The organism is Cedecea sp. P7760 (assembly GCF_013386425.1).
Classification (GTDB): Bacteria; Pseudomonadota; Gammaproteobacteria; order Enterobacterales; family Enterobacteriaceae; genus Cedecea; species Cedecea selenatireducens.
Genome location: NZ_JACARU010000024.1, coordinates 118,739 through 131,965, shown reverse-complemented (window position 1 = coordinate 131,965; position 13,227 = coordinate 118,739). Strand labels below are relative to the sequence as shown.

The 13,227-nt window shown below is 55.1% G+C and carries 11 protein-coding genes; 8 read left to right on the top strand and 3 right to left on the bottom strand.

Annotated features, from left to right (window positions below):
- Position 1: 1 nt before the first annotated feature.
- Positions 2-1,288 carry a uracil permease gene (gene uraA / locus HX778_RS10725; RefSeq protein ID WP_038480098.1) on the bottom strand — a complete coding sequence of 429 codons (1,287 nt, stop codon included), beginning with the start codon at positions 1,286-1,288 and terminating at the stop codon, positions 2-4.
- Between the two features lie 84 nt (positions 1,289-1,372).
- Entirely contained in the window at positions 1,373-1,999 is a 627-nt protein-coding gene (upp, locus tag HX778_RS10720; protein WP_038480095.1) for a uracil phosphoribosyltransferase, read from the bottom strand.
- A gap of 224 nt (positions 2,000-2,223) precedes the next feature.
- Between upp and purM the strand changes: the two genes are divergently transcribed.
- From purM to ppx, 4 genes are all read left to right on the top strand, one after another.
- Complete coding sequence (gene purM, locus HX778_RS10715) at positions 2,224-3,261, top strand: phosphoribosylformylglycinamidine cyclo-ligase (RefSeq protein WP_038480093.1); 1,038 nt, start codon at positions 2,224-2,226, stop codon at positions 3,259-3,261.
- A complete protein-coding gene (gene purN, locus HX778_RS10710) occupies positions 3,261-3,899 on the top strand; it encodes a phosphoribosylglycinamide formyltransferase (RefSeq protein WP_038480090.1) in 639 nt (212 codons plus the stop codon). The genes purM and purN overlap by 1 nt, the downstream gene beginning before the upstream one ends.
- A gap of 174 nt (positions 3,900-4,073) precedes the next feature.
- Positions 4,074-6,134 (top strand): polyphosphate kinase 1, encoded by a 2,061-nt coding sequence (ppk1, locus tag HX778_RS10705; protein WP_038480087.1) that lies wholly within the window; start codon positions 4,074-4,076, stop codon positions 6,132-6,134.
- 23 nt (positions 6,135-6,157) lie between these two features.
- On the top strand, positions 6,158-7,699 hold the full coding sequence (gene ppx / locus HX778_RS10700) for an exopolyphosphatase (RefSeq protein ID WP_176981964.1): 1,542 nt from the start codon (positions 6,158-6,160) through the stop codon (positions 7,697-7,699).
- Between the two features lie 4 nt (positions 7,700-7,703).
- On the opposite strand, the gene HX778_RS10695 is transcribed toward ppx, so the two are convergent.
- Positions 7,704-9,962 carry an EAL domain-containing protein gene (locus HX778_RS10695; protein WP_176981963.1) on the bottom strand — a complete coding sequence of 753 codons (2,259 nt, stop codon included), beginning with the start codon at positions 9,960-9,962 and terminating at the stop codon, positions 7,704-7,706.
- Positions 9,963-10,320: 358 nt separating this feature from the next.
- Between HX778_RS10695 and HX778_RS10690 the strand changes: the two genes are divergently transcribed.
- The 4 genes from HX778_RS10690 (at position 10,321) to HX778_RS10675 (ending at position 13,058) form a co-directional block, all read left to right on the top strand.
- Positions 10,321-10,494 carry a YfgG family protein gene (locus HX778_RS10690; protein ID WP_038480078.1) on the top strand — a complete coding sequence of 58 codons (174 nt, stop codon included), beginning with the start codon at positions 10,321-10,323 and terminating at the stop codon, positions 10,492-10,494.
- Between the two features lie 164 nt (positions 10,495-10,658).
- Positions 10,659-11,078 (top strand): VOC family protein, encoded by a 420-nt coding sequence (locus HX778_RS10685; RefSeq protein WP_176981962.1) that lies wholly within the window; start codon positions 10,659-10,661, stop codon positions 11,076-11,078.
- 188 nt (positions 11,079-11,266) lie between these two features.
- Positions 11,267-12,268 (top strand): fatty acid desaturase, encoded by a 1,002-nt coding sequence (locus HX778_RS10680; RefSeq protein WP_176981961.1) that lies wholly within the window; start codon positions 11,267-11,269, stop codon positions 12,266-12,268.
- Positions 12,261-13,058, top strand: a complete 798-nt coding sequence (locus tag HX778_RS10675) for a phosphate/phosphite/phosphonate ABC transporter substrate-binding protein (protein WP_176981960.1) — start codon at positions 12,261-12,263, stop codon at positions 13,056-13,058. The genes HX778_RS10680 and HX778_RS10675 overlap by 8 nt, the downstream gene beginning before the upstream one ends.
- Positions 13,059-13,227 lie beyond the last annotated feature (169 nt).

Genomic DNA, 13,227 nt, shown 5'->3' with positions numbered 1-13,227 from the left:
ATCAGTGCTGAGCGTCGTTCTCTTTCGCATCCAGCACCACTTCTTCCGGGCGCAGTATGCTGATTAGTTTGAAAATAAGGCTCAGGCCCACGCCGACGATGGTCGCCAGCGCCATGCCTTTCAGCTCCGCCGCACCGATGTGCACCTTCGCACCGCTCACGCCGATGATCAGGATAACGGAGGTCAGGATCAGGTTTTGCGCTTTGCTGTAATCCACTTTGGACTCGATCAGCACGCGAATACCGGATGCGCCGATTACGCCGTACAGCAGCAGAGATACGCCGCCCATTACCGGCACTGGGATGATTTGAATCGCCGCCGCCAGCTTGCCGACGCAGGAAAGCAGAATCGCGATAATCGCCGCGCCGCCGATAACCCAGGTCGAGTAAACGCGGGTGATAGCCATCACGCCGATGTTTTCACCGTAGGTGGTGTTTGGCGTGGAGCCGAAGAAGCCGGAGAAAATAGTCGAGATACCGTTGGCGAACATCGAGCGGTGCAGGCCTGGGTCACGAATCAGATCTTTTTTCACGATATTGGCGGTAACCACCAGGTGGCCCACGTGTTCGGCAATCACCACCAGCGCAGCCGGCAGAATGGTGAAGATAGCAAACCACTCAAAGCGCGGCGTATAGAAGGTTGGCAGCGCAAACCAGTGCGCTTCGCGGATTGGCGTGACGTCCACCACGCCCATAGCGAAGGAGAGCGCATAGCCCGCCAGCACGCCGATAAGAATCGGGATAATCGCCATAAAACCGCGGAACAGCACCGAGCCAAACACCGTCACCGCCAGCGTTACCAGTGAAATGATAATGGTGGTGGAATCCGGTGAAGCCCCTTCCGCCGGCAGCAGCCCGGCCATATTCGCCGCCACGCCCGCCAGCTCAAGGCCGATAACCGCCACAATAGCGCCCATTGCCGCAGGAGGGAACATCACGTCCAGCCAGCCGGTTCCGGCTTTTTTCACGATCAGCGCCACGATGCAGAACAGCACGCCGCACATAATAAAACCGCCGAGCGCCACTTCGTAACCTAGCGGCAACAGCAGCAGCACCGGGGAGATAAACGCGAAGCTGGACCCGAGGTAAGCCGGGATTTTACCCTTACAGATAAACAGGTACAGCAGCGTGCCGATACCGTTGAACAGCAGCACCGTCGCCGGGTTGATGTGGAACAGAATCGGCACCAGCACGGTCGCGCCGAACATGGCAAACAGATGCTGCAGGCTTAACGGAATCGTTTGCAGTAAGGGCGGGCGTTCACTTACCCCAATAGCGCGGCGGGTCATGTTGTTTTCCTCTACGTGTTATTTTTAACGAACGGTGTTTGCTGCAATCAAAAAAAAGCCGACTTTCGAAGTCGGCTAATTTTATTATTTAGTACCAAATATCTTATCGCCCGCATCACCGAGGCCAGGAATAATGTACCCGTGCTCGTTGAGCCCCTGATCGATAGAGGCGGTGAACAGCTCTACGTCCGGGTGTACTTTTTCAAGCGCGGCAATGCCTTCCGGCGCGGCAACCAGTACCAGCACCTTAATGCTGGTGCAGCCCGCTTTCTTCAGCAGGTCGATGGTAGCAATCATGGAGCCGCCGGTTGCCAGCATTGGGTCAACCACCAGCGCCATGCGCTCTTCTATATTAGAAACCAGCTTCTGGAAGTAAGGCACCGGCTGCAGCGTTTCTTCATCACGGTAAACGCCCACCACGCTGATGCGCGCGCTCGGGACGTTTTCCAGAACGCCTTCCATCATGCCAAGGCCGGCACGCAGAATAGGCACAACGGTAATTTTCTTGCCTTTGATCTGGTCAACTTCCACCGGGCCGTTCCAGCCTTCGATGGTGACTTTCTCAGTCTCCAGATCCGCAGTGGCTTCATAAGTCAGCAGGCTGCCCACTTCAGAGGCGAGTTCACGAAAGCGCTTGGTGCTGATGTCTTGCTCACGCATCAGGCCCAGCTTGTGTTTGACGAGTGGGTGTTTCACTTCCACGATCTTCATACTCTTTCTCCCCCGAGATAGTTGGCTACCACAAAAAAAATCGCCGGATTATACCGCTTTTTTGCCGCTGCGCTACAGCTAATGGGATGATCGAGATCAACCAGACTGGATTGATTCTATCTCAGGAATTCTTTTCTTGCCGATGATAAGAGGCTCGCAAACGTTTGCCTGCACTGTTAGAATTGCCGCGTTTTTTTATATCTACCACCCGTGGGGAACGAGCAGTGACCGATAAAACCTCTCTCAGCTATAAAGATGCCGGTGTTGATATTGATGCTGGTAACGCTCTGGTCGACAAAATCAAAGGCGTAGTGAAAAAGACCCGCCGCCCGGAAGTAATGGGTGGACTGGGCGGTTTCGGTGCGCTGTGCGCGTTGCCTCAAAAATATCGCGAACCTGTTCTGGTTTCCGGCACCGACGGTGTGGGCACCAAGCTGCGTCTGGCGATGGACTTAAAACGTCACGACGCTATCGGCATTGACCTGGTGGCCATGTGCGTGAACGACCTGGTGGTTCAGGGCGCCGAGCCGCTGTTCTTCCTCGACTACTACGCCACCGGCAAGCTGGACGTGGATACCGCCGCCAGCGTTATCACCGGCATCGCCGAAGGCTGCCTGCAGTCAGGCTGCTCGCTGGTTGGCGGCGAAACCGCTGAAATGCCGGGCATGTACCACGGTGAAGACTACGACGTGGCCGGGTTCTGCGTTGGCGTGGTTGAGAAGTCTGAAATCATCGACGGCTCCAAAGTGGCCGACGGCGACGTGCTGATTGCGCTGGGTTCCAGCGGCCCGCACTCCAACGGCTATTCGCTGGTACGCAAAGTGCTGGAAGTGAGCGGCACCGACCCGCTGACCACGGATCTGGAAGGTAAACCGCTGGCGGATCACCTGCTCGAACCGACCCGTATTTATGTGAAAAACATCCTTGAGCTGATTGAAAGCGTGGACGTTCACGCCATCGCCCACCTGACCGGCGGCGGCTTCTGGGAAAACATTCCGCGCGTTCTGCCGGACAATACTCAGGCCGTTATCACCGAATCTTCCTGGCAGTGGCCGGCGGTATTCAACTGGCTGCAGCAGGCCGGCAACATCAGCCGCCACGAAATGTACCGCACCTTTAACTGCGGCGTGGGCATGGTCATTGCCCTGCCGGCAGCAGAGGCGGATAAAGCCGTTGAGCTGATGCAGGCCAAAGGTGAAAAGGCGTGGAAAATCGGTATCATCAAGGCATCTGATTCCGAAGAGCGCGTGGTTATCGAGTAATGAAACACATTGTGGTGCTGATTTCCGGCAACGGAAGCAATCTGCAGGCAATCATTGATGCCTGCCAGCAAAAAAAGATTAACGGCACCATCAGCGCGGTGTTCAGCAATAAGGCCGACGCGTTCGGCCTTGAGCGAGCCCGCGAAGCCGGTATCCCCGCCCATGCTCTGGCGGCAAGCGAATTCGCCAGCCGTGAGGCCTTCGACCGCCAGCTGATGCAGGAGATCGATGCCTGGGCGCCGGACGTTGTGGTGCTGGCCGGCTACATGCGTATTCTCAGCCCGGCTTTTGTGGCCCGCTACAGCGGTCGTTTACTCAATATTCACCCTTCCCTGCTGCCGAAATACCCCGGCCTCCATACGCATCGCCAGGTGCTGGAGAACGGCGACGAAGAGCACGGCACTTCCGTGCATTTTGTCACCGACGAGCTGGACGGTGGCCCGGTTATTCTGCAGGCCAAAGTGCCGGTGTTTGAAGGGGATGACGAGGACGAAATCACCGCCCGCGTTCAGCATCAGGAACACGCTATTTACCCGCTGGTGGTGAGCTGGTTCCTCGACGAACGTTTAAAAATGCGCCACAACGCCGCCTGGCTTGATGACGTGCAGCTGCCCCCACAGGGCCACGCTGCAGAGTAATATGAGATAAAAAGGGCTTCGGCCCTTTTTTTGTGTCTGTCTCTCATAAAGTTGTCATGGTCAGATGAGAGAGTTTCATCTGCATAGTTGGACATTCTCCGCTAAAGCTCGCCATAATAACTGACGTGACGGTGACGGCATTGCCACGTCCACGAAAACGGAGTGTGAGGACTAATGGGTCAGGATAAGCTGTATATCGAAAAAGAACTGAGCTGGTTGTCTTTTAACGAACGCGTTCTGCAGGAAGCGGCGGACAAGCTCAACCCGTTGATTGAAAGGATGCGTTTTCTCGGCATCTATTCCAATAACCTCGATGAATTCTATAAAGTGCGTTTTGCGGAGCTAAAACGCCGCATTTTAATCAGTGAGGAACAGGGTTCCCCCTCCAACCAGCGTCACCTGTTGAATAAGATCCAGGCCCGGGTGCTAAAGGCCGATCAGGAGTTCGACGGCCTGTACAACGACCTGCTGCTGGAGATGGCGCGCAATCAAATCTTCCTGATCAACGAACGCCAGCTTTCCGAAAACCAGCAAAGCTGGCTACGCAGCTACTTTAAGCATCAGCTTCGCCCGCACATCACGCCGATTTTGATCAACCGCGATACCGACCTGGTGCAGTTCCTGAAAGATGACTACACCTATCTGGCGGTAGAAATTATTCGCGGCGACAGCATTCGTTACGCGCTGCTGGAAATCCCGTCTGATAAAGTACCGCGTTTTGTGAACCTGCCGCCGGAAGCGCCGCGCCGCCGTAAGCCGATGATCCTGCTGGATAACATCCTGCGTTACTGCCTGGACGATATTTTCAAAGGGTTCTTCGACTATGACGCGCTGAACGCCTATTCGATGAAGATGACGCGTGACGCCGAGTACGATCTGGTCACCGAAATGGAGTCCAGCCTGCTGGAGCTGATGTCTTCCAGCCTGAAGCAGCGCCTGACCGCCGAGCCGGTGCGCTTTGTTTATCAGCGCGATATGCCGGATGCGATGGTGGAGATGCTGCGCAACAAGCTGACCATCTCCAACTACGACTCGATCATTCCCGGCGGCCGCTACCACAACTTTAAAGACTTCATCGGCTTCCCGAACGTCGGAAAAGCTAACCTGGTGAATAAGCCGCTGCCGCGCCTGCGTCATATAGGATTTGATAAGTTCCGGAACGGCTTCGACGCCATCCGCGAGCGTGACGTCCTGCTTTATTACCCGTATCACACCTTCGAACACGTCCTTGAGCTGCTGCGTCAGGCCTCGTTCGACCCAAGCGTGCTGGCGATAAAAATCAATATCTACCGCGTGGCGAAAGACTCGCGCATTATTGACGCCATGATCCACGCCGCCCACAACGGCAAGAAAGTCACCGTGGTGGTAGAGCTGCAGGCACGTTTTGACGAAGAAGCGAATATTCACTGGGCGAAGCGCCTTACCGAGGCGGGCGTCCACGTTATCTTCTCCGCGCCGGGCCTGAAAATTCACGCCAAGCTATTCCTTATCTCGCGTATGGAAGGCGAAGAGATTGTGCGTTATGCGCACATCGGGACCGGTAACTTTAACGAGAAAACCGCCCGGCTCTACACGGACTACTCGCTATTAACCGCCGATGCACGCATCACCAACGAAGTGCGTCGCGTGTTTAACTTTATTGAAAACCCGTACCGGCCGGTGACCTTCGACTACCTGCTGGTGTCGCCACAGAACTCGCGCCGCCTGCTGTATGATTTGGTCGATCGCGAAATTAAGAACGCTCAAAACGGGCAGCCTGCGGGCATTACGCTGAAGCTGAATAACCTGGTGGACAAAGGCCTGGTGGACCGGCTTTATGCTGCGTCCAGCGTGGGCGTGAAGGTTAACCTGCTGGTGCGCGGGATGTGTTCTTTGATTCCAGAACTCGAAGGGATCAGCGATAATATTCGCGTGCTGAGCATCGTTGACCGTTACCTCGAGCACGATCGGGTGTATATCTTTGAAAACGGCGGCGATAAGAAAGTCTTCCTCTCTTCTGCCGACTGGATGACCCGTAACATCGACTACAGAATTGAAGTGGCCGTGCCGGTCCTCGATCCGCGCCTGAAGCAACGCATGCTCGATATCATTGATATCCAGCTTAACGACACGGTGAAAGCGCGTATCATCGACAAAGAACTGAGTAATCGCTATGTACCGCGCGGCAATCGCCGTAAAGTGCGTTCGCAATTGGCGATCTACGATTATATTAAATCTCTGGAACAACCTGACTAACGCTCTCAGGCGAAGATAAAATTATGCCGATATCAAACCATGCTCCACGGCCGCAGGAGTTCGCTGCGGTCGACCTCGGCTCTAACAGTTTCCACATGGTCATAGCCCGTGTGGTGGATGGCGCCATGCAAATCATTGGTCGCCTGAAGCAGCGCGTGCATCTTGCGGACGGCCTTGGCCCTGATAACAAATTAAGCGAGGAGGCCATGGAGCGTGGCCTCTCCTGTCTGGCGCTGTTTGCCGAACGCCTGCAGGGATTTGCAGCGGACAACGTGTGCATTGTGGGCACCCACTCGCTTCGCGAGGCCACCAACGCCGCCGAGTTTCTGAAACGCGCTGAAAAAGTCATCCCCTACCCGATTGAAATTATTCCCGGGAACGAGGAAGCGCGCCTGATTTTTATGGGCGTGGAACACACTCAGCCGGAAAGAGGCCGCAAGCTGGTAATTGACATCGGCGGCGGCTCCACCGAGCTGGTTATCGGTGAAGATTTTGAGCCAATGCTGGTCGAAAGCCGCCGTATGGGCTGCGTCAGCTTTGCGCAAAACTTCTTCCCCGGCGGGGTCATCACGCCGGAAAGCTTTAAGCGCGCCCGCATGGCGGCAATTCAGAAGCTGGAAACGCTTGCCTGGCAGTATCGCCTGCAGGGCTGGAAAGTAGCGCTGGGCGCCTCTGGCTCCATCAAGGCGGCGCATGAAGTACTGATTGAGATGGGCGAGAAAGACGGGACTATCACCCCGGAACGCCTGGAAATGCTGCAGCAGGAAGTGCTGAAGTTTAAAAACTTCGACGCCCTGAGCCTGCCTGGCCTGTCCGAAGAACGTAAAGCGGTGTTTGTGCCGGGGCTCGCGATTCTGTGCGGCGTTTTTGACGCGCTCGCCATTCGTGAACTGCGTCTTTCAGACGGTGCGCTGCGCGAAGGCGTGCTGTACGAAATGGAAGGCCGTTTCCGCCATCAGGATATCCGTATTCGCACCGCGCAAAGCCTGGCGGAGCAGTACCATATCGACAGCGATCAGGCTCGCCGGGTGCTGGAAACCGTAGAGCTGCTTTATCAGCAGTGGGAAAAGCAGAATCACAAACTGGCTAACCTGCAGATGGCCGCGCTGCTGAAGTGGGCCGCGATGCTGCACGAAGTTGGGCTCAGCATCAACCACAGCGGGATGCATCGTCACTCGGCCTATATTCTGCAAAACAGCAACCTGCCCGGCTTCAATCAGGAGCAGCAGATGCTGATGGCTTCCCTGGTGCGCTACCACCGCAAGGCCATTAAGCTGGACGATCTGCCGCGCTTTACGCTGTTTAAAAAGAAACAGTTCCTGCCGCTTATCCAGATTATCCGTCTTGCTGCGCTGCTGAATAATCAGCGGCAGGCCACCACCACGCCGCCGACGCTGGTGCTGGAAACCGACGATAATCACTGGACGCTGCGCTTCCCGCACGACTGGTTCAGCCAGAACACGCTGGTGCAGCTTGATCTGGAACGCGAGCAGCAGTATTGGGAAAGCATGACCGGCTGGAAGCTGACCATCGAGGAAGAGGCCGAAGCGGCGCTCTCCGCCTGACGCCCTACTCCAGCCCCTTTGCGTCTTCCGGCGTAGAGGGGCTTTGTTCTTCTACAAGGCTCTCCAGCGGCTGAGGGCGACCAATCAAATACCCCTGAACATAGTCCATGCCCATCGCCCGCACGGCATCCTTCAGCTCCTGCGTTTCAACATACTCCGCCACGACCTGCATCTTCTTCATTCGTGCCAGTTGGCATATCGAACTCACCACCTGATAGTCCAGGCTGCTGGTCAAAATATTACGGATAAAGCTGCCGTCAATTTTCAGGATATCGGCGCTAAGCTCTTTCAGGCGCGCATAGCTGGCATAGCCGGTACCAAAATCGTCGATGGCAATCCGGCAGCCCATTCTTTGCAGCATCTTCAGCGTCACGTTGGCCTGTTCAAGGTTGGTTAACGAGTGGCTTTCCGTCACCTCAAAGACCAGTTGCCACGGTTCAATGCGGTACTTCGTCAGCAGATGCTGAACCTCTTCCGGAAGCTGGGACTGGCATACCGAGGCGGGCGTCAGGTTAATGGCAAGCCTGCACCCCGGCAGGCTGTCGCGATGCTTATCCATAAACCGCAGGGCGGCATTCAGCACCCAGCGGTCAATACGGGATGAAAGGCCAAACTCATGGGCAACGGGCAAAAAGAGATCCGGCGACAGCAGCTCGCCGTTGTCACCGCGCATTCTCAGCAGCACCTCATGATAGGCATCGCCCCGCAGCCCTTCGATACGCTGTGCCATCAGCACAAAACGGTCTTCGTCGAGCGCACTTTGCAGGCGGTTCATCATCTCAACTTTGCGTTTTACCGCATTTTGAATGTGGTTTGAGCCCTTTTGCTGCAGGCTTTCGGGCTGCTGGGTGGAGAGCGAAACCCCGGCCATGGTGCTTAACTCACCGAGCAATAAGTAGAGATGGGAAACCGGGTGGCGCACAAAACAGTAGCTGATGCCGATTTGCGGTTGCAGCGGCATCCCGTCCCACACAAAACGGAACCGCCTGGCGTGTTCGTACAGGGACTCAATTTTTTCCTGATGTGATTCATAGTTAAGGCGCAGGGCAAGATCGTGTCCCGAAAGGTTATACACCCTCTCGCCGGGCGACAGCTGACCGCGCAGATACTCAGCCAGCTGCTGTTTATATTGGATCCGCAGCAGGACGCCATAATTACGCCCAAGCAGCTCCAGTTCGGGAATAGAAACAAACCCCAGCGCCGACCACGGAGCGTTCCCAAGGTCACGACATAACGCGCGTAGATTCGGCATCTGCATCATCGGGTCGATAAACGCGACGCGCCTCGCCTTGTAATGCAGAAAACGCTGCCGGGTGGTCACCGCCGCCATCAAATAAATGGTGATAGAAAAGACGGCATAGCAGGATGAGGCAATCGCCAGATGCAGCTGGAAGCCCATATCCGGCGGTAAATAGTTGTGGAATCCACTGCACAGAATAATCAGCACCACGGTCCAGACGTTGGTAATAAACAGGAAGCCAAAGCGCATCGCTCCCCACAGCATAATGGGCAGGATAAGCGTCAGCGTATAATCGGTATTGAAAATGGTTTTGCTCTGGCTGATCGGGTACAGCAGCAGCCAAATAAGCAGACCAACGACCGCTCCCCACAGCAGCATTTCAGTCTGCGTAACGCCTTTTTGCCGCTGGGCACGCATTCGGGACCAAAAGCTTTTGATAAAGCGCGGGTGCACAATCATCCGCAATATAAAATAAAAGAACGGCAGCCCGGTTAATCCCCCAACCAGCACGGCCTGGAAATTAATTAATGTCCGGGTGCTCCACGGCGTTGTGGAAAGAATAGAAAAGCTGCGGTCGTACCAGCCGAAGAATAACGCCAGCTCATAGAACACCAGAAATAGCGCGGCATTCACCAGCACCAGCCAAAACATGCGCTGGGCGGTAAGTTGAATCATGCCGAAGGTGACCGCACTGCGCCGCGGCACAAAGTAGCGGTAACAGCCCCAGCTAATCGCGATCGGTACGATGAAGTGTAAAACGGCCAGCAGTGAAATCCACCCGCCTTCTGAGGGCAGGTAGCGAATCAGCAGAGCCAGAATGATGCCCGGAAAGGCAGCACGTCCAAACAGCAAGAGGCTGGCGGTGAGCAGCGGGAGCGACATATACAGCAGGAAAACTCGCCCACCGTCCAGTACCGTTTGCGCGTTGAAGGTGACCACCAGCGGCAGCAGCAGGCTGGGGAGAATCAGGGGCAACGCCCACCACTTATTTTTTGAGTTTTTATACCAGCTAGCTAATTGCATACATCTTCGCCAAAATCCCTGTTCCTCTTCGGGTTTCTTCCGGATATCCTTTCCGGTTCGTTATTGCCCATCTCACTTCGGAGCGAAGGGCAAATTTTAGTTAGCTAAAATCAAGAATAATTGATGCAGATCAATATCAATCAATTGAATCACCGCTAATGGTGAAATTCAGACTTTGCCCGCTATAGCTTAGTTCACAATAAATTCATCCCACGCAGTGAATGCCCACTAATCATTCAACTGGCCCATTTTTACATGATGAATAATTGACCTGCGTTGTTCAGTGTGACTAAATACCCCCGTCGCCCGCAGCTGCCGGGCTAATCTCAAGGACCCTTGCGTGACACAGGTTACGACTATGCAGAGACGAAACCGTTTTAATAATCGCATGACCCGCATTATTCTGCTCATCAGTTTTCTGTTCTTTTTTGGTCGCTTTATTTATTCCTCAATTGGCGCGTGGTATCACCATCAGGATAAAAAAGCGGAACCCCAACAAAGCAGCCAGCAGGTGGACAGCGCTAACCGCTAGCCCGTGCGCCTCTCCAGAGCTTTGCCTTCTTTTCAGCGATCGGGCTGCCCGTTAAGACTTGTTCAAAAATGCTCAAGCCCCGGTTCATAAGCGTCCTCACCTTGACCTTAAGTTAACTTTAGGTTGTAAAGTCGCGCCATCAAAAATAGCTGATTAGGCGAACTATGGAACACATTGATGTTGGCTTTACCCACGTCGCATTTATGGTGAAGGACCTGGATAAAAGCGTTGATTTCTACCTCCGCTACACCGCCATGAAGGTGATTCACCACCGCGAACCCAACCTGCCTGATGCGCGCAAGGTCGCCTGGCTAAGCGATCGTACCCGACCTTTTGCGCTGGTTCTGGTGCAGGCAGATAACCACACCGACACGCCGCTGGGAAGCTTTGGTCACCTGGGCGTGGCCTGCGCGACGAAAGAAGAAATCGATTTAAAAACGGACATGGCAAGAGCCGAAGGAGTGCTGCGCAGAGAGCCAGAACAGCTGGGCGACCCGGTCGGATACTTCGTTTTCTTTGCCGATCCGGACGGCAACACGCTTGAACTCTCCTACGGCCAGCGGGTAGGACTTGAATCAATGTAACGCGCTCAGGGCGGTAGAAAATCGCCCTTTTTGTTCCTTCTCACCATCCCTTATTTCCCCGCTTATCAGCGCCTTGTCTTAAAGCATTTTCTGTTCTAAGTATAGCAATTTATATTCCTATGGGGTTTAGCGGCGAGGATTTACTCTCTGCTCAATTCAACGGTTAATTGCGGGCAGTGATTGGTTAAATGAGTGGAAAATCCTCAGTCTATTTGCATGAAGAACAGCGGGAATTTGTCAGCAAACTGCGGCGTTCCTGGCTTTGGCGCACGGAGCTGCCAACCTGGCTGCTGATTATCACTATTTATGGCGGATGGTTTGCCACCGTTGCCTGGTGGAAAACGATTGGCCTGTTCCCGGCCACGCTGCTGCTTATCTGGTTTGCCACCTGGTACATGTCGCTGCAGCATGAGCTGCTGCACGGCCATCCGACCCGCTTCCCTCGCCTTAATCAGCTGTTCGGGCTGATGCCGTTTTCTATCTGGTATCCGTACGGCACCTATCGTGACCTGCATCTTAAACATCACCAGGATGAAGACCTGACCGTGCCGGAAACGGACCCGGAAAGTTACTACTTTACCCGTCGCCGCTGGCAGCATTTTAGCGGCGTTCAGCGCCTGCTGGTGCGCCTGCGTAACACCTTCCCCGGCAGGCTAATGCTAACGCCGGTGCTGACGATGCGCTGGACGGTGGTCAATATCTGGGACTCTTTCCGCAGCGGCAACCGCCCGGCGATGGTCATGTGGACGGTGCATCTGCTGCTGCTTATCCCGGTTCTTGGCTGGCTGGTAAAACATGATTTCTCGGTGGTTTATTACCTTCTGGTGGTGACCTGGCCGATGCTGGCGATGACAAAAGTTCGTTCTTTCTTTGAACATCGCGCGGCGGAAGATCCTGAAGCGCGTACCGTAATTAACGAAGCGGGGATGTTCTGGCGCCTGCTGTTTTTAAACCTTAACTATCACTCCGTGCACCACGATTTACCCGGTATCCCCTGGTACGGGCTGCCAACGGTTTACCGCGCCTACAAAGAAGAGTACCTGAAGCGCAACCAGGGCTTCTTTGTGAACGGCTACGGCGAGCTGATGCGTGAACACCTGATTAAGCCGATTCAGGTAGAGATTAACCCGTTCTTCCCGGACGGCCGCCTGGCGCAGGACAGCGTGCAGCAGGAGAAAGCCCATGAGTAAGCTTATCTCTCTGCCGATGTACGACGTGCACCATCCCGATACCGAAGCGCTGTTAGCCGCGCTGCGACAGCTGCTGAGTGAAGAAGGACTGGACGGCGACGGCCTGCTTTATAGCGAGCCCGAAGACCGCCTGAGCCACTGGCAGGATCCCCAACTGCTGCTCAGCCAAACCTGTGGTTATCCGCTGCGCGCCCTGCTGCCCAATGTACAGGTCGTCGGTACATTTCATTATCAGGCCGCAGGCTGCGAAGGATTTAACTACAGCAGCCAGCTGATTGTCCGGGCATCTGACGCAGGAAAAACGCTGGCAGATTTTCGTGGCAAGCGGGTCGTCTGCAACAGCGACGATTCCCAGTCCGGCTATCATGGCCTGCGCAGCCTCGTCGCACCGCTGCAGAGAGACGGTAAGTTCTTCTCGGACATCGCGTTTAGCGGCAGCCACCGCCAGTCGCTGGCCGAAGTTCAGGCCGGCACCAGCGATATTGCCGCCATTGATGCAGTGACCCTGGCCCTGGTTGCTCGCCATGAGCCGGAACGCGTAGCAGGCCTGGTTTCTATCGGCACAACCGCGCTGGCTCCGGGTTTGCCAATGATCACCTCGGCGCAAACCTCTGCCGTGGAGCTGGAGCAGTTGCGTGGCGCGTTGCAGCGGCTGGTTAGCGAACCTGAGTGGCAAGCCGTGCGAGAGGCGCTGCTGATTGAGGATTTTACCGCGACGCAGCGTGAGGATTATCAGCCTATTAGCGATGCCGCGCAGAAAGCAGCGGCGAGTGGCCTGGTGAGGCTTTAGAGTGCTGGGTTTCACCTTCTCCCACAGAAAACCATGTCGTAAACACAAATACCCATGATTATGCAGGGGCGACTAAGGTTCCGTTCACCTCAAGTACAGTTTCATATGCTGTAACCGCACCGGTGAACGTCTTAGGAGAGCCACCGTCGCTCCCCTAAGAACCCGGACT